This is a genomic window from Streptomyces sp. LZ34, from assembly GCF_053890475.1.
In genome coordinates this window covers 6,386,587-6,402,806 of the sequence record NZ_CM132680.1, presented here as the reverse complement: position 1 = coordinate 6,402,806, position 16,220 = coordinate 6,386,587, and the positions used below count along the sequence as shown (strand labels likewise).

Sequence of the window (16,220 nt, the reverse complement as noted above, 5' to 3'; positions counted from 1 at the left end):
CGGCCGGGATCACGGGATCGGGGCGGGAATGGCGGAGACGGGGCAACCCGAGCAGAAGGGCGAGACGGGGGAGGGCGAGACGGGGGAGAGGGAGACGGGGGAGAGGGAGGCGCGAGCGGGGAGGCCGCTTTCGCTGCCCTCGCAGCTCGTCGTGGCGGTGGGTCTCGCGGTGACCGTGGCCGCTGTGGCCGTGCACCTCGGGATGGCCTTCCTGAATGTCTCTCCGCCCAACACGGTCAGCAAGCAGCACGGCCAGGCGATAGACGACTACATATATCCAGAATTCGAACGGAACTGGAAGCTCTTCGCCCCTAACCCCCTCCAGCAGAACATCACCGTGCAGGTGCGCGCCGAGGTCCGCACCCCCGAGGGCGGCACCGCGACCACCAAATGGCGAGACCTGTCCGCCCAGGACGGCGCGGCCATCAGGCACAACCCGCTGCCCAGCCACACCCAGCAGAACCAGCTGCGCCGCGCCTGGGACTTCTACCTTCTCTCGCATGACGCCCAGGAACGGCCCAACGGGCTGCGCGGACAGCTCTCGGAGCAGTATCTGCGGCGGCTCGCGGTACTCCGCCTGGGCTGGAAGCTGGACGGCGGCACCGTGCAGCGCATCCAACTGCGCTCGACCACCCGGCAGTTGGCCGCGCCGTCGTGGAGCGAGGAGAAGATCGACACCCGGCCCATCCGCCGGGAGCTGGCCTGGTGGACGGTCACCGCCGACGACCTGCCGGAGGCGAAGCGCCGGTGACACTCCCAGCCCTCCCGCCGCAGCCGCAGCCGCAGCCGCAGCCGCCGCTGCCCCCGCACCCTCCCCGCCCTTCCCTGCCCCCGGCGCCACCCGGCTCCAAGGCCGCCGCCCGCATCGAGGCCGCCGTCATCCGCGCCCACGCCCGGGTCACCGGGTCGGCGCTCGGCCCGTACCAGACCGCCGTGGTGCGCATCGGTTTCTCCTTCACCTGGCTGCTGTTCCTGCTGCGCGAATGGCCCCACCGCCAGGAGCTGTACGGGCCCGAGGGCCCGTGGAGCTGGGAGATGGCACACCAGCTCATCGACGGCAACGGCGCCTTCAGCGCGCTCATGTGGTCCGACAGCGGCCTGTGGTTCGAGACCGTCTACGGCCTCGCCCTCGTCTCCAGCGCCCTGCTCCTGCTCGGTTGGCGCACCCGCACGATGTCCGTGCCGTTCATGCTCGGTGTGATCTCCCTGCAGAACCGCAGCGTTTTCGTGGGGGACGGCGGCGACAACGTCATCCACCTGGCGGCGATGTATCTGACGCTGACCCGGTGCGGGCAGGTGTGGTCCCTGGACGCCCGCCGCGCGGCGCGGCGCGGGCCCGGGGCACCGGTGCCGCGCGACGCCACCGGGATCGCGCTGTGGGCGCTGACCGGTTCGGCCCTGCTCTGGGCGCAGCTGTTCACCGAGGCCCGCCTCGACTGGTCGGCCTACGGCCCGCTCCCCGGCGTCGGCTGGGCCACGGCGCTGTGGGGGGTGTGGGCGGTCCACGGCCTCTGGTGGCTCGTCCGGCGCTACGCCCCCGGCGAGCCCCGCACCCTCCTGGACATCCTCGCCAACCTCGCGCACAACGGCGCGGTGGTGGTGATCATGGGCGAGGTCTGTCTGCTGTACGCCTCCGCCGGCTGGTACAAGGTCCAGGGCTCGCGCTGGCAGGACGGCACCGCGCTCTACTACCCGCTGCACCTGGACTACTTCTCGCCCTGGCCCGCGCTGGCCGATGTGCTCGCCGGCAGCGGCCTGCTGGTCATGGTGCTCTCCTATGGCACCGTCATCGTGCAGGTCGCCTTCCCCTTCACGCTGCTGAACCGGCGGGTCAAGAACGTGATGCTCGTCGTGCTGGTGCTGGAGCACGTCGGGATCGCGGTCCTGCTCGGGCTGCCCTTCTTCTCCCTGGCCATGATCGCGGCGGACGCGATCTTCCTCCCGACCAACTTCCTGCGCTGGGTCGGGAGGCGGGCGGGCCGGATCCGCGACCGCGTCCGCGCGCGGGCGGCCTGGCTGCCGCGACAGCGGACGGGGGAGACCGTCGCGGGCCGACCGTAGGCTGTGGACATGAGTGACGACGAGGCCGAGACGGCCGTGCGGCGGTGGCGTGAGGCCGCTGCCGGGACCGTGCTGCTGGATGGCTTCCATGCGCTGAAGCACGCGCTCCGGTTCGGTGCGGAGGTGCGGATCGCGGTCACGAGCGACAAGGCCGCCGCGCTCGCTCTCGCGGACGACCTGGCCGAGGACCTGACCGAGGTGATCGAGGAGCGCCTCGTCGAGGTGTCGGTGGAGACGCTGCGCGACCTGGTGCCGAGGGTCCATCCGACGCGGGTGGCCGCGCTGGCGGTCAGGCGCGATCGGCGGGGGAATCTGGACGAGCTGGCGGGGCCGTCCAGGTCGGCGCCGGTCGTGGTGCTGGACAACCCGCGCAACCTGGGGAATGTGGGGGCCGTGGTGCGGCTCGCCGCCGGGTTCGGGGTCGCGGGGGTGGTCACCACCGGCGATATCGACCCCTGGCATCCGAACGCCGTCCGGTCCGGTGCGGGGCTGCACTTCGCCACCGCCGTGGAGCGGCTGGCGAGCGATGACCTTCCGCCGGGGCCGCTGTACGCCCTGGACCCGGAGGGGGAGGACATCCGGTCCGTGGCCATCTCCGATGACGCGCTCCTCGCGTTCGGGTCCGAGCGGCACGGGATCTCGCCGGAGGTGCGCAAGAGGGCCACCAGGCTGGTGGCCCTCCCCATGCGGCCTCAGGTGTCCAGCTACAACCTGGCCACCAGCGTGGCCATGGCGCTGTTCCACTGGGGAGGGCCGGCCCAGGCCCCGATGAGCGGCTGAGAGAGCGCTGTGGAAAAGCGCGGTAGTACTACAGCGGGCGGCGGACCTCGACCATGCGGAACCGGGAGGCCACGAACGCCCCGTCGCACAAGGTGGCGTTGGCCGAAGGGTTGCCGCCCGTGGCGTGGAAGTCCGAGAAGGCCGCGGTCTGGTTGACGTAGACCCCGCCGGTCAGGTTCAGCGACAGCTGGGCGCACTCCTCCAGACAGGCCTCCTCGACCAGCCGCTCGGCGTCCGGGGAGGTGGTGTACGCGCCGACGGTCATCGCCCCCTTCTCGCGGATGGTGCGGCGCAGCAGGTCGACCGCGTCCGCCGTGGAGTCCATGGCCACGGCGAAGGACACCGGGCCAAAGCACTCTGACAGATAAGGCGTCGAGAGGTAGGGCGCCTCCGCGTCGGCCGTCTCCCAGAACTTCCGGGCGCCGTCGGCCTTGACGATCACGGGGGTGCGGACGGTGGCGTCGGGGAAGTCGGGGTGGGCCACCGGGCGGGAGGCGAGGGCGGTCCCGCCGAGGCCGGGGGCGGCCTCCAGCCGCTCCTTGACCCCGGGGTTCACGATCGCGCCGAGCAGGGCGCTCGCCCGCGCGTCGTCGCCCAGCAGCCGCTCGACGGCCGCCGCCAGGTCGGTGACCACCTCGTCGTACGACTTGGGGCCGGTGTCCGTGGCGATGCCGTCGCGGGGGATGAGCAGGTTCTGCGGGGTGGTGCACATCTGGCCGCAGTACAGGGACAGGGAGAAGGCCAGATTGTCCAGCATGCCCTGGTAGTCGTCGGTGGAGTCGATCACGACCGTGTTGACGCCGGCCTTCTCGGTGAAGACCTGGGCCTGGCGGGCGTGGGTCTCCAGCCAGTCGCCGAAGGCGGTGGAGCCCGTGTAGTCGATGACGCGGATCTCGGGGCGCACGGCGAGGACCTTGGCCAGGCCCTCGTCCGGGCGCTCCGCGGCAAGGGCCACCAGGTTCGGGTCGAAGCCGGCCTCCCGCAGCACCTCGCGCGCCACCCGGACGGTCAGGGCCAGCGGCAGCACGGCCCGGGGGTGCGGCTTGGCCAACACCGCGTTGCCAGTCGCCAGGGAGGCGAACAGGCCCGGGTAGCCATTCCACGTCGGGAACGTGTTGCACCCGATGACCAGGGCGACGCCGCGGGGGACGGCCGTGAAGGTCTTGCTCAGCCGCAGCGGGTCGCGCTTGCCCTGCGGCTTGGTCCACTCGGCCGCGGCGGGGGTGCGCGTCTGCTCCGCGAAGGCATAGGCCACCGCCTCCAGGCCGCGGTCCTGGGCGTGCGGCCCGCCGGCCTGGAACGCCATCAGATACGCCTGCCCGCTGGTGTGCATGACGGCATGGGCGAACTCATGCGAGCGGGCGCTGATCCGGGCCAGGATCTCCAGGCAGACCATGGCGCGCGCCTCGGGACCCGCGTCCCGCCAGGCCGGCATTCCGGCCCGCATCGCCGGGAGCAGCACCTCGATGTCCGGGTGCGGGTACTCCACCCCCAGCTCGATGCCGTACGGCGAGGTCTCGGTGGCGGTCCAGCCGTCCGTGCCGGGCTGGTCCAGCTCGAAGCGCCGGCCGCGGAGCGCGTCGAAGGCCGCCTGGCCGTCGGCGGGGCTCAGGCTTTCCCGCCCGCTCGCGTCGGCCCCTCCGTAAGCCTTCGGGTGCTCGGGGTGCGGCGACCAGTACGCGCGGGTACGGATGGCCTCCAGGGCCTGGTCGAGGGTGGGGCGGTGCTGCTCGGTCAACTGCGCTGTGGTGAGTCCGGCGGTCACGACTGACCAACTCCTCGTCGAGCTGGGATTGAGCTGAGCTGGGAACGACGACAGAATTAGAGTAACCGAACGATCGGTCGGGACAAGAGGGCCTGGCGCACCTGTGGATAACTTCGTCCGAGAGGATCAGCGGCATGACTGCGATCGACCGGAGGATCGACCCCGCCGGCACCGTCGCCGTGGTCGGCACCGGCACCATGGGCCAGGGAATCGCGCAGGTCGCGCTGGTCGCCGGGCACCCTGTACGGCTCTATGACGCCGCTCCCGGCCGCGCCGCGCAGGCCGCCGACGCCATCGCCGCCCGCCTGGAGAGGCTGGTCGACAAGGGGAGGCTCGCCCCCGCCGCCCGGGATTCCGCCCTGGGGCGGCTCGCCCCGGTCGCCGGGCTCGCCGGGCTCGCGGACGCCGAGCTGGCGATCGAGGCGATCCTGGAGGACCTGGGCGCCAAGCAGCAGCTGTTCACCGCCCTCGAGTCGGTCGTCTCCGACGCCTGTCTGCTCGCCACCAACACCTCCTCCCTGTCCGTCACCGCCGTCGCGGGGGCCCTGCGGCGCCCTGGCCGCCTCCTGGGCCTGCACTTCTTCAACCCCGCGCCGCTGCTGCCGCTGGTCGAGGTGGTCCGCGGCTTCGCCACGGACCAGGCCGCCGCCGACCGGGCGTACGAGACCGTCGCGGCCTGGGGCAAGACCCCGGTGCGCTGCGCCGACACCCCCGGCTTCATCGTCAACCGGATCGCCCGCCCCTTCTACGCCGAGGCCCTCCGCGTTCACGAGGAGTGCGCCGCCGACCCGGCCACCGTCGACGCCGTGCTGCGCGAATGCGGCGGGTTCGTGATGGGCCCGTTCGAGCTGACCGACCTGATCGGACAGGACGTGAACGAGGCCGTCACCCGGTCCGTGTGGGAGGCCATGTTCCACGACCCGAAGTTCACCCCGTCCCTCGCCCAGCGGCGGCTCGTCGACGCGGGCCTGTACGGGCGCAAGTCGGGCCGGGGCTGGTACGACCACGCCGAGGGCGCGCCGCCCCCGGAGCCGCACACCGCCGAGCCGTGCCGGGCCCCTTCGAAGGTCGCGGTCCACGCGGGACCGGGGCCGGGACCGGGATCGGGACCGGCGCGGGAGCTGCCGCGGCTGATCGAGGAGGCGGGCATCACGGTCACCCGGGAGGAGCCGGCCACCGACACCCCGCCCGGAGGCTTCATCGCCCTGCCCGACGGCACCCGCCTGGCCCTCACCGACGGCGCGTCGGCCACCGCCGGCTCCCCTGTCCCGTGCGTCCGGTTCGACCTGGCGCTGGACTACCGCACCGCCACCCGGATCGCCCTCGCCCCCGGCGAGACCGTCTCCCCCGAGGCTCTGCGGGCCGCGATCGGGCTCTTCCAGGCGCTCGGGAAGAACGTCAGCGTCATCCGGGACGTCCCCGGCATGATCGTGGCCCGCACGGTCGCGATGCTCGCCGACTTCGCCATGGACGCCGCCGCGCGCGAGGTGGCGAGCCCGGAGGACATCGACACCGCGATGCGGCTGGGAGTGAACTACCCGCTCGGGCCGCTGCGTTGGGGGAGCGAGCTCGGTGCGCACCGGGTGCGCGACATCCTGTTGAATCTTCACCAGGCCTATCCCACCGGCCGCTACGCCCCGTCCCAACCGCTGATGCGGCGCGCGGCCGCAGAAGAAGAACTGTTCTAATCATGACCATGTCGAAGCGCGACACCTACACGCCCGAATCGCTGCTCGCGGTCGCCGTGGAGGTGTTCAACGAGCGTGGCTACGACGGCACCTCCATGGAGCATCTCTCGCGTGCCGCCGGGATCTCCAAGTCGTCGATCTACCACCATGTCAAAGGCAAGGAAGAGCTGCTGCGGCTGGCCATAAGCCGTGCCCTCGACGGACTGTTCGGCATCCTCCAGGAGCCGGGCGCGCGCGACGGGCGGGCGGTCGAGCGGCTGGAGTACGTGACCCGGCGCACCACCGAGGTGCTGATGGCGGAGGTGCCGTACGTCACCCTGCTGCTGCGCGTGCGCGGGAACACGGACACCGAGCGGTGGGCCATGGCCCGGCGGCGGGATTTCGACCACGAGGTCGCCGAACTGCTCAAGCAGGCCGTGGCGGACGGGGATCTGCGGCCGGACGTGGACGCCCGGCTGGCGACCCGGCTGCTCTTCGGCATGATCAATTCGATTGTGGAGTGGTACCGGCCGGGCCGGGGCGGGGCCGCGACCACGGACGAGGTGGCCGACGCGGTGGTCCGCACGGCGTTCGCGGGCCTGCGCAGCTAATTTTCTTCCAGGGCTCGGTTCACCTGAGGGACCTGGACAGGTGAGGGGTTCCCGGGCGGGTGAGGGGTGTCAGAACTCGGGGTCGAGGTCGGTCTCCTCGAAGACCAGCAGCGTCCGCGTGCTCAGCACCTCCGGTATGGCCTGGATGCGGGTGAGGACCAGCTCGCGCAGTGAGCGGTTGTCCTCGGTGTGGACCAGCAGCAGCACATCGAAGTCCCCGCTGACCAGAGCGATGTGAGCGGCGCCCGGAAGCTCTCTGAGCTGTTCGCGGACCGTGCGCCACGAGTTCTGCACGATCTTCAACGTGATGTACGCCGACGCGCCCTGCCCGGCCCGCTCCTGGTCCACCCGGGCACTGAAGCCGCGGATCACCCCGTCGTCGATGAGGCGGTTGATGCGGGCGTAGGCATTGGCGCGCGAGACATGCACCCGTTCGGCGACGGAGCGTATCGAGGCGCGGCCGTCCGCCCGGAGCATGCGCAGGATGTCGCGGTCGATCGGATCCAGGGAGCGGGCGGGGGGCTTGTCGCCCGGATTGGCCATCTGTTCGCCCCGCATACCGCCCCGCCTCCCCTTCATGGACGTCCTGGCCACATCTCATGCCGTGCCGAACCGTTTGTCCACAGGCTGAGGCCGCCTGTAGCCAAAATGCGTCATCGACCGAACAATCGGTAGGGAGGGGTCTGCCCGTCTCATCAGCTCTCTGCCCGCAGGAGGTCGCGCCATGACGGTCCTTGAGCAGCCCGGTGCCTATCGGCCCACTCCCCCGCCCGCCTGGCAGCCGCGCGTCGACGCCGCGCCGCTGCTGCCCGACGCGGAGCCGTACCGCCTGCTGGGCACCGATGCCGCGGCCGATATTGACCCCGCCCTGCTGACCCGGCTCTACGGCGAGCTGGTGCGCGGCCGCCGGTACAACACGCAGGCCACCGCCCTGACCCGGCAGGGCCGGCTCGCCGTCTACCCCTCCTCCACCGGGCAGGAGGCCTGCCAGGTCGCCGCCGGGCTGGTGCTGCGCGAGCAGGACTGGCTCTTCCCCAGCTACCGCGACACCCTGGCCGCCGTCGTCCGCGGGCTCGACCCGGTGCAGGCCCTCACCCTGCTGCGCGGCGACTGGCACTCCGGCTACGACCCGCGCGACCACCGGGTGGCCCCGCTGTGCACCCCGCTGGCCACCCAGCTGCCCCACGCGGTCGGCCTGGCGCACGCCGCCCGACTCAAGGGCGACGACGTGGTGGCGCTCGCCCTGGTCGGCGACGGCGGCACCAGCGAGGGCGACTTCCACGAGGCGCTCAACTTCGCGGCGGTGTGGCGGGCCCCCGTGGTCTTCCTCATCCAGAACAACGGCTTCGCGATCTCCGTCCCGCTCGCCAAGCAGACCGCCGCCCCCTCCCTTGCCCACAAGGCCGTCGGATACGGCATGCCCGGCCGACTGGTCGACGGCAACGACGCGGTGGCCGTGCACCAGGTCCTGGGCGAGGCCGTCCGCCGGGCACGCGCGGGCGGCGGCCCCACCCTGGTGGAAGCCGTCACCTACCGCCTCGAGGCCCACACCAACGCCGACGACGCCACCCGCTACCGCTCGGACGCCGAGGTGGAGGCCTGGCGCGCGCACGACCCCATCACCCTGTTGGAGGAGGCGATGCGCGACCGCGGCCTGCTCGACGACCAGGCCGTACGGGCCGCGCGCGACGCCGCCGAGCGGCTGGCCGCCGATCTGCGCGAGCGGATGCACCAGGACCCGGCCCTGGACCCGATGGATCTCTTCGAGGACGTCTACGCCGAGAAGACCGGCCAGCTGCGCGAGCAGACGGACTTTCTGCGTGCGGAGCTCGCCGCGGAGGAGGGCGAGCGATGACGACGACCGCGGTCAAGCCCGCCACCATGGCCCAGGCCCTGGGCCGCGCGCTGCGCGACGCGATGGCCGCCGACCCGGCCGTGCACGTCCTCGGCGAGGACGTGGGCACGCTGGGCGGCGTCTTCCGGATCACCGACGGGCTCGCCAAGGAGTTCGGCGACGACCGCTGCACGGACACGCCGCTCGCGGAGGCGGGCATCCTGGGCACCGCCGTCGGCATGGCCATGTACGGGCTGCGGCCCGTCGTCGAGATGCAGTTCGACGCCTTCGCGTACCCGTCCTTCGAGCAGCTCGTCAGCCATGTCTCCCGGATGCGCAACCGCACCCGCGGCGCCCTGCCGATGCCCATCACCGTCCGGGTGCCCTATGGCGGCGGCATCGGCGGCGTGGAGCACCACAGCGACTCCTCCGAGGCGTACTACATGGCGACGCCCGGCCTCCATGTGGTCGCCCCGGCCACCGTCGCCGACGCGTACGGGCTGCTGCGCGCCGCCATCGCCTCCGACGACCCGGTCGTCTTCCTCGAACCCAAGCGGCTCTACTGGTCCAAGGCCGAATGGTCCCCCGACCACCCCGAGGAGGTCGCCCCCATCGGCCGGGCCGTGGTGCGGCGCCCGGCCACCGGCGGGCGGACCGCCACCCTCATCTCGTACGGGCCCTCGGTGCCCGTCTGTCTGGAGGCCGCCGAGGCGGCCTCGGCCGAGGGCTGGGACCTGGAGGTCGTCGATCTGCGGTCGCTGGTGCCCTTCGACGACGAGACGGTGTGCGCCTCCGTCCGCCGGACCGGGCGGGCCGTCATCGTCCACGAGGCCACGGGCTTCGGCGGACCCGGCGGGGAGATCGCCGCCCGGATCACCGAGCGCTGCTTCCACCACCTGGAGGCGCCGGTGCTGCGCGTCGCCGGATTCGACATCCCCTACCCGCCGCCGATGCTGGAGCGGCACCACCTGCCCGGCGTGGACCGGGTGCTGGACGCGGTGGCCCGGCTCCAGTGGGAGTCGGAGTGGACCGAGGGGAGGGCGGTGTGATGGCGGAGGTGCGCGAGTTCACCCTGCCCGATCTGGGCGAGGGGCTCACCGGGGCGGAGATCGTGCGCTGGCTGGTGGAGGTCGGCGATGTCGTCGCGGTCGACCAGCCGGTCGTGGAGGTCGAGACCGCCAAGGCGATGGTGGATGTGCCCTGCCCGTACGGCGGGGTGGTGACCGCCCGCTTCGGCGAGGAGGGCACCGAACTGCCGGTCGGCGCGCCGCTGCTGACGGTCGCCGTGCCGACTGCCGAGGGCGGGTTGCCGACCGTCGGGGGCGGGTCCACGGTGGCCGTCGGGGGTGGGTCCCCGGTGGCTGGTGGCGGGTCCTCGGCCGTCGGGGGTGGGTCCCCGGCGGTTGCCGGCGGGTCCGGCAATGTGCTGGTCGGCTATGGCACCTCGGCCCCGGCCGCCCGGCGCCGCCGCGTCCGTCCGGCCCCGCCGGCACCGTCCTCCGGCCCGGCAGAGGGTGTTGCCGAGAGCGTTGCCGGGAGCTTGGCCGGGCGCCTCGCGCCGACGCCGACCCCTGGCCCGGTCGCCACGCACCCCGTACCCCCCGCGCCGGGGCGCGGCCCGGGCGCCGACGGCGCGGCGCGGCCCTCGTCGGTTCCCGGCCCGGTCCCCGTCATCTCGCCGCTCGTCCGGAGGCTGGCCCGCGAGCACGGACTGGACCTGCGCCAGCTGCGGGGCTCCGGGCCCGACGGGCTGATCCTGCGCGGCGACGTTGAGAAGGCCGTAGAGGCCGTGCATGCCGCACAGACCGCACAAGCCGCACAGGCCCCGCCCGTCGCCGTCGCCGTCGGTGTCGCGCGGACGGCCGCGCTGGAGGCCGATGGGAAGCGCGTCCGGGTGCGGGGCGTGCGCGGCGCCGAGAAGCTGGCCCGCAGCAGGCGGGAGATCCCCGACGCGACCTGCTGGGTGGACGCCGACGCGACCGAGCTGCTCGCCGCCCGCGCGGCCATGAACACGGCGGGGCCCAAGATCTCCCTGCTCGCCCTCCTGGGCCGCATCTGCACGGCGGCCCTCGCACGCCACCCCGAGCTGAACTCGACCGTCAGCGAAGGCGAGATCACCCGCTGCTCCGACATCCACCTCGGCTTCGCCGCACAGACCGACCGCGGCCTGGTGGTCCCCGTGGTGCGCGACGCGCACGCGCGGGACACGGCGGGGCTGTCCGCCGAGATGACCCGCCTCACCGAGGCCGCCCGCTCGGGCACCCTCACCCCCGCCGAGCTGACCGGAGGCACCTTCACGCTCAACAACTACGGCGTCTTCGGGGTCGACGGCTCGACGCCGATCATCAACCACCCGGAGGCCGCGATGCTCGGCGTCGGCCGGATAGCGGCGAAGCCGTGGGTGCACCAGGACCAACTGGCCATACGGCAGGTGGTGCAGCTGTCGCTGACCTTCGACCACCGGGTCTGCGACGGCGGCACCGCGGGTGGCTTCCTGCGCCATGTGGCCGACTGTGTGGAACACCCGGCGGTCCTGCTGCGGTCGGTGTAGGTCGCCGCGGCGCAGGCTGTACTCGGCTGTCACGGGGACATACTCATGGGGTGACCTATGACGCTGTGATCCTGGCCGGAGGCGCCGCCCGGCGGCTGGGCGGCGCCGACAAGCCGGCGCTGCGGGTGGGCGCCCGGCCGCTGCTGGACCGGGTGCTCGGCGCCTGCCGGGGCGCCGGCCGGACCGTCGTCGTCGGCCCGCGCAGACCGACCGCGCGGCCCGTGTCCTGGACCCGCGAGGAGCCGCCGGGGGGCGGGCCGGTCGCGGCCGTCGACGCCGGCCTGCACCGGAGCACGGCGCCCGTCGTCCTTCTGCTCTCCGCGGATCTGCCGTTCCTCACGGGCGAGACCGTCGGGGCGCTCGTCAAGGGCCTCGGCGAGGCCGAAGGGGTGCTGCTCACCGACTCCGACGGCCGCGAGCAGCCCCTGGTCGCGGCGTACCGGGCCGAGCCGCTGCGCCGGGAGATCGCCCTCCTCGCGGCCGAGCACGGCGGTCTGACCGGGCTGCCCCTGCGGCTGCTCACCGCCCAGCTGAAGCTCGGCCGCCTGCACCACCCCACCGCCTCCTTCGACTGCGACACCTGGGAGGACATCACCACTGCCCGCGCACGGATCAGGGAGCATGGACACGTGTTGGATGAATGGATCGCCGCAGTCAAGGCGGAGCTGGGTATCGACCTCGATGTCGACACCGCCGCCCTTCTCGACCTCGCCCGGGACGCCGCGCACGGCGTCGCCAGGCCCGCCGCGCCGCTGACCACCTTCCTCGTCGGCTACGCGGCAGCCCAGCAGGGAGGCGGCCCCGAGGCGCTGACCGCCGCCACCGGCAAGGCGGCCGCGCTGGCCGCCCGGTGGGCGGAAGAGGCCGAGTCGGCGGGATGACGGACCGGGACCCCCGCGGCGGCGACGCGCTGGACCGCGAGTTCGACGAGGCGCTGGCGCTGGCGAAGGACCAGGACACGTATCAACGCCGCCCTGAGACATGGCCTGAGCGGCCCGGCCCGCCCGGCCCGCCCGGCCCGCCCGAGCCGCCCGAGCCATGGGACCCGGCATCCCAGGGCCCGGCGCCCCAGGGCCCCGCGTCTCAGGGCCCGCCATCCCAGGGCCGGGCGCTCCAGGACCCGGCACCGCAGGACCCGGCACCGCGGCGCGAGCGACCCTCCGGAGCCCGGACCCACCACCGGCCCGGCACCCCCTGGCCCGACGCCCGCGCGATCGCGGCCCGCGCCCCCCTGAAGGCCGCGGCCAAGGCCGCCCCCCTCGCCCACCCGTCGCCCACCACCACCACCCTCAACGGAAGCGCTGCGCGCTCGCCCCTCGCCCGGACGCTCCCCGACGCCCTCGGCCACGTCCTGGCCGCACCCCTCACCGCCCTCACCGACCTGCCGTCCTTCGACACCTCCGCCATGGACGGCTGGGCCGTCGCCGGCCCCGGCCCCTGGCGGCTCCCCGCCGCCGGGCAGTCGATCCTGGCCGGCCACGCCGAGACCGACCCGCTCCCCGACGGCCACGCGATCCGCATCGCCACCGGCGCCCGCGTCCCGCCCGGCGCCACCGCCGTGCTGCGCACCGAACACGGCACCGCCGGCGACGGCTGGCTGTACGCCGCCCCGGCCCACCCCGTCACCCCCGGCCAGGACATCCGCCCCCGCGGCCAGGAGTGCCGCAGCGGCGATCTGCTGCTCCCCGCGGGCGCCCTGGTCACCCCCGTGATACTGGGTCTGGCCGCCGCCGCCGGGTACGACGAGCTGCCGACCGTGCCCCGGCCCCGCGTCGAGATCCTCGTCCTCGGCGACGAGCTGCTGCGGCAGGGACTCCCCCACGACGGCCGCATCCGCGACGCACTCGGCCCGATGCTCGCCCCCTGGCTGCGCGCGCTCGGCGCCGAGCCGCTGGCGACCCGCCGGCTGGCCGACGACGCGGAGGCCCTGTACGAGGCCGTGGCCGGATCCCCCGCCGATGTCGTCCTGACCACCGGCGGTACGGCCGCCGGCCCCGTCGACCACGTCCACCCCACGCTGCGCCGGCTGGACGCCGAGCTGCTGGTCGACGGGGTGGCGGTGCGCCCCGGCCACCCGATGCTGCTGGCCCGGCTGGCCCCGGGCAAGCACCTCGTGGGGCTGCCCGGCAACCCGCTGGCCGCCGTGTCCGGCCTGCTGACCCTCGCCGAGCCACTGCTGCGGACGCTGACGGGCCGCCCGACGCCCACCCCCTGCCCGGCCCCGCTGGCCGCCGCCGTCCACGGTCACCCGCGCGACACCCGCCTGGCCCCGGTGGTTTTCCGGGACGACGAGGCGCGACCGCTCCGCTTCAACGGCCCGGCCATGCTGCGCGGCGTCGCCGTCGCGGACGGCCTGGCCGTCATCCCGCCCGGCGGCGCCGGCCGGGGCAGTGAGGTCGAGGTCCTGGACCTGCCCTGGTCCACGGCATGGCCCGGACCTCAGGAGTAGCCTCGCCGCCATGCATGCGATCACCATCCCCGAACCCGGCGACCCCGACGCCCTCGTGTGGGCGGAGGTCCCCGATCCCGTACCCGGCGAGGGCGAAGTCCTGGTCGAGGTCGTGGCCGGCGGCGTGAACCGAGCCGATCTGCTACAGCGCCAGGGCCACTACCCCCCGCCCCCGGGCGCCCCCGAGTACCCCGGCCTGGAGTGCTCGGGCCGGATCGCGGCGCTGGGCCCCGGCGCCGGCGGCTGGGCGGTGGGCGACGAGGTGTGCGCGCTGCTCGCGGGCGGCGGTTACGCCGAGAAGGTGGCGGTGCCCGCGGGGCAGCTGCTGCCCGTGCCCTCCGGCCTCGATCCGGTCACCGCCGCCGCCCTCCCCGAGGTGACCGCGACCGTCTGGTCGAACGTCTTCATGCTCGCCCACCTCCGGCCGGGCGAGACCCTGCTGGTGCACGGCGGTTCCAGCGGCATCGGCACCATGGCGATCCAGCTCGCGAAGGCGGTCGGCGCGCGGGTCGCGGTCACGGCGGGCAGCGCGGAAAAGCTGGCGGCCTGCCGTGAGCTGGGCGCCGACATCCTGATCGACTACCACGAGCAGGACTTCGTGGAGGAGGTGCGCACGGCCACCGAGGGCGCCGGAGCGGATGTGATCCTGGACATCGTCGGCGCGAAGTACCTCGCCCGGAACGTGGCCGCGCTCGCCACCAACGGACGGCTGGCGATCATCGGTCTTCAGGGCGGGGCGAAGGCCGAGCTGAACCTCGGCGCGCTGCTGGCCAAGCGCGGCGCCGTGATGGCCACCAGCCTGCGTGGCCGCCCCCTCGCGGAGAAAGCGGCGATCGTCGCGGCGGTGCGCGAGCACGTCTGGCCCCTCATCGAGAGCGGCCGGGTGCGCCCGATCGTCGACCGTACGATCCCGATGCGCGAGGCCGCCGAGGCGCACCGCGTGCTCGAGCGGAGCGGCCACGTCGGCAAGGTACTGCTGACGGTCTGAGGCGGCCGGACGGTCTAAGCCCCGGGTGCCGTGCCCGTGCCGTCGTGTGACGCTGAATCCGTCATGCGACGGCTCGGCACGGGAGGGTGACGACCGTGAGACCTGCGCTTCGTACGCTGCGTACGCTGCCGACGGTGCTGGTGATGGCCGGTGTGGCGCTGCTGGCCGTACCCGCCGTGGCGCGTGCCGACGACAACGACGAGCTGGCGGGGACCCGCGCCGGAGAGGGCCGGGCCCACCCCGGACGCACCGAGGAGCCCGATGCCGTACCGCCCGGCGCGTCGGTCGGGCCCGTGCCCTCGCGGCGGGCCGGCGAGGGCACGGGGGAGCGGCCGGAGGGGCGGCGCAAGCAGGGCCAGAGGACGCAGACGCAGCGGCCGCAGGAGTCGTCCGACGACGCGTACGACCCCACCGACCCCACCGACCTCACCGACCTCACCGACCCCACTGACCCCGCCGACCCCGGCGACCCCGCCGACCCCGGCGACCCCGCCGACCCCGGCGACGCCGCGCGGACCGACGCCGTGCCCACCGGGCGGGCGCTGCGCGTGCTGCCGCTCGGCACCGGCCTGGCCCTGATGGGGCTCGGCCTCGGACTCGCGTTCCTCGGCCTGCGGCTGCGCCGGTCCTAGGGCTGCCCACTGAGGACGCCACTGAGGGGGCAGTAGCGGCGCCGCCCGGCCACGGCCGCGCCCAGGGCGCCCGAGAACGGTGCCGAATACCGACCACCCTCCCCCTCCGTACTGGCGCTCGTGCGGAACAATGGGGGTTATGAACCAGCCGATGAACGAACGATCGCAGGAGAGCCCGCACGTCCTGGTCGTCGGTCCGGACGGCATGGCCCTCGGGAGCGCCTTTTCTGGCGACAGCGGCGGTGACGACGAGTCGCGCGAGGTTCCCGTGACGGACATGGTCGAACAGCCGGCCAAGGTCATGCGCATCGGCAGCATGATCAAGCAGCTTCTGGAGGAAGTCCGCGCGGCACCTCTCGACGAGGCCAGCCGGGTCCGTCTCAAAGAGATCCACTCCAGCTCGGTGAAGGAGCTGGAGGACGGGCTCGCGCCCGAGCTGATCGGCGAGCTGGAACGCCTCTCCCTCCCCTTCACCGACGAGGCCGTCCCGACCGAGGCCGAGCTGCGGATCGCCCAGGCCCAGCTGGTCGGCTGGCTCGAGGGCTTGTTCCACGGCATTCAGACGACGCTGTTCGCCCAGCAGATGGCGGCGCGCGCGCAGCTGGAGCAGATGCGCCGGGCCCTGCCGCCGGGCATCGGAGGCGAGGACGGGGAGGGCGGGCCACAGCACGGCGGCGCGCGTTCGGGCCCGTACCTTTAGCCGATAGCCGACCCTTCAGCCGTCGACCGACCCGCCTGGCTCCCTTACCTCTGCCTTCCACCTACCTCCCTTATCTCGGCACTTACCTACGGCGGGCCGTCCCCGGGACTCGTGAGTCTCCCGGGGACGGCCCGCCGCCGTCTTGCCGCCGCCTTGCCCCGTAACGCGAAATGGCCCATCGC

15 protein-coding genes are annotated in these 16,220 nt (G+C 73.7%); 13 read left to right on the top strand and 2 right to left on the bottom strand.

The window, feature by feature from the left end:
* Positions 1 to 28: 28 nt before the first annotated feature.
* Genes ACWY4P_RS26045 through ACWY4P_RS26035 form a run of 3 tightly spaced genes read left to right on the top strand, consistent with a single transcriptional unit; the run spans position 29 to position 2,841 of the window.
* Entirely contained in the window at positions 29 to 751 is a 723-nt protein-coding gene (locus tag ACWY4P_RS26045; protein WP_456202739.1) for a DUF5819 family protein, read from the top strand.
* Positions 748 to 2,061 (top strand): HTTM domain-containing protein, encoded by a 1,314-nt coding sequence (locus ACWY4P_RS26040; protein WP_456202738.1) that lies wholly within the window; start codon positions 748 to 750, stop codon positions 2,059 to 2,061. The genes ACWY4P_RS26045 and ACWY4P_RS26040 overlap by 4 nt, the downstream gene beginning before the upstream one ends.
* Before the next feature lie 9 nt (positions 2,062 to 2,070).
* Positions 2,071 to 2,841, top strand: coding sequence for a TrmH family RNA methyltransferase (locus ACWY4P_RS26035; protein WP_456202737.1), 771 nt, complete (start codon positions 2,071 to 2,073; stop codon positions 2,839 to 2,841).
* 28 nt (positions 2,842 to 2,869) lie between these two features.
* On the opposite strand, the gene paaN is transcribed toward ACWY4P_RS26035, so the two are convergent.
* Entirely contained in the window at positions 2,870 to 4,606 is a 1,737-nt protein-coding gene (gene paaN, locus ACWY4P_RS26030; protein ID WP_456202736.1) for a phenylacetic acid degradation protein PaaN, read from the bottom strand.
* 134 nt (positions 4,607 to 4,740) lie between these two features.
* On the opposite strand from paaN, the gene ACWY4P_RS26025 reads away from it, so the two are divergent.
* On the top strand, positions 4,741 to 6,294 hold the full coding sequence (locus tag ACWY4P_RS26025) for a 3-hydroxyacyl-CoA dehydrogenase (RefSeq protein ID WP_456202735.1): 1,554 nt from the start codon (positions 4,741 to 4,743) through the stop codon (positions 6,292 to 6,294).
* Between the two features lie 2 nt (positions 6,295 to 6,296).
* The gene (locus ACWY4P_RS26020) at positions 6,297 to 6,884 is read left to right on the top strand and encodes a TetR/AcrR family transcriptional regulator (RefSeq protein ID WP_456202734.1); all 588 of its coding nucleotides are present in this window, start codon (positions 6,297 to 6,299) and stop codon (positions 6,882 to 6,884) included.
* A 69-nt stretch (positions 6,885 to 6,953) separates the two neighbouring features.
* Here the strand turns inward: ACWY4P_RS26020 and ACWY4P_RS26015 are convergent, their stop codons facing one another.
* Complete coding sequence (locus ACWY4P_RS26015; RefSeq protein ID WP_456202733.1) at positions 6,954 to 7,442, bottom strand: Lrp/AsnC family transcriptional regulator; 489 nt, start codon at positions 7,440 to 7,442, stop codon at positions 6,954 to 6,956.
* A 166-nt stretch (positions 7,443 to 7,608) separates the two neighbouring features.
* On the opposite strand from ACWY4P_RS26015, the gene pdhA reads away from it, so the two are divergent.
* The 8 genes from pdhA to ACWY4P_RS25975 all read left to right on the top strand — a co-directional run bounded on the left by pdhA (position 7,609) and on the right by ACWY4P_RS25975 (position 16,038).
* The gene (gene pdhA / locus ACWY4P_RS26010; protein WP_456202732.1) at positions 7,609 to 8,739 is read left to right on the top strand and encodes a pyruvate dehydrogenase (acetyl-transferring) E1 component subunit alpha; all 1,131 of its coding nucleotides are present in this window, start codon (positions 7,609 to 7,611) and stop codon (positions 8,737 to 8,739) included.
* Complete coding sequence (locus tag ACWY4P_RS26005; RefSeq protein ID WP_456202731.1) at positions 8,736 to 9,767, top strand: alpha-ketoacid dehydrogenase subunit beta; 1,032 nt, start codon at positions 8,736 to 8,738, stop codon at positions 9,765 to 9,767. The genes pdhA and ACWY4P_RS26005 overlap by 4 nt, the downstream gene beginning before the upstream one ends.
* Positions 9,767 to 11,269, top strand: coding sequence for a dihydrolipoamide acetyltransferase family protein (locus ACWY4P_RS26000; RefSeq protein WP_456213058.1), 1,503 nt, complete (start codon positions 9,767 to 9,769; stop codon positions 11,267 to 11,269). The genes ACWY4P_RS26005 and ACWY4P_RS26000 overlap by 1 nt, the downstream gene beginning before the upstream one ends.
* 50 nt (positions 11,270 to 11,319) lie before the next feature.
* Complete coding sequence (locus tag ACWY4P_RS25995; protein WP_456202730.1) at positions 11,320 to 12,150, top strand: NTP transferase domain-containing protein; 831 nt, start codon at positions 11,320 to 11,322, stop codon at positions 12,148 to 12,150.
* Positions 12,147 to 13,718, top strand: a complete 1,572-nt coding sequence (locus ACWY4P_RS25990) for a molybdopterin molybdotransferase MoeA (protein ID WP_456202729.1) — start codon at positions 12,147 to 12,149, stop codon at positions 13,716 to 13,718. Before ACWY4P_RS25995 ends, ACWY4P_RS25990 begins: the two co-directional genes overlap by 4 nt.
* A 10-nt stretch (positions 13,719 to 13,728) precedes the next feature.
* Positions 13,729 to 14,706 (top strand): NAD(P)H-quinone oxidoreductase, encoded by a 978-nt coding sequence (locus tag ACWY4P_RS25985; protein ID WP_456202728.1) that lies wholly within the window; start codon positions 13,729 to 13,731, stop codon positions 14,704 to 14,706.
* A 95-nt stretch (positions 14,707 to 14,801) separates the two neighbouring features.
* Positions 14,802 to 15,338: a hypothetical protein gene (locus ACWY4P_RS25980; protein WP_456202727.1), complete on the top strand. Its 537-nt coding sequence runs from the start codon at positions 14,802 to 14,804 to the stop codon at positions 15,336 to 15,338.
* Positions 15,339 to 15,477: 139 nt separating this feature from the next.
* Positions 15,478 to 16,038, top strand: coding sequence for a bacterial proteasome activator family protein (locus tag ACWY4P_RS25975; protein WP_456202726.1), 561 nt, complete (start codon positions 15,478 to 15,480; stop codon positions 16,036 to 16,038).
* Positions 16,039 to 16,220 lie beyond the last annotated feature (182 nt).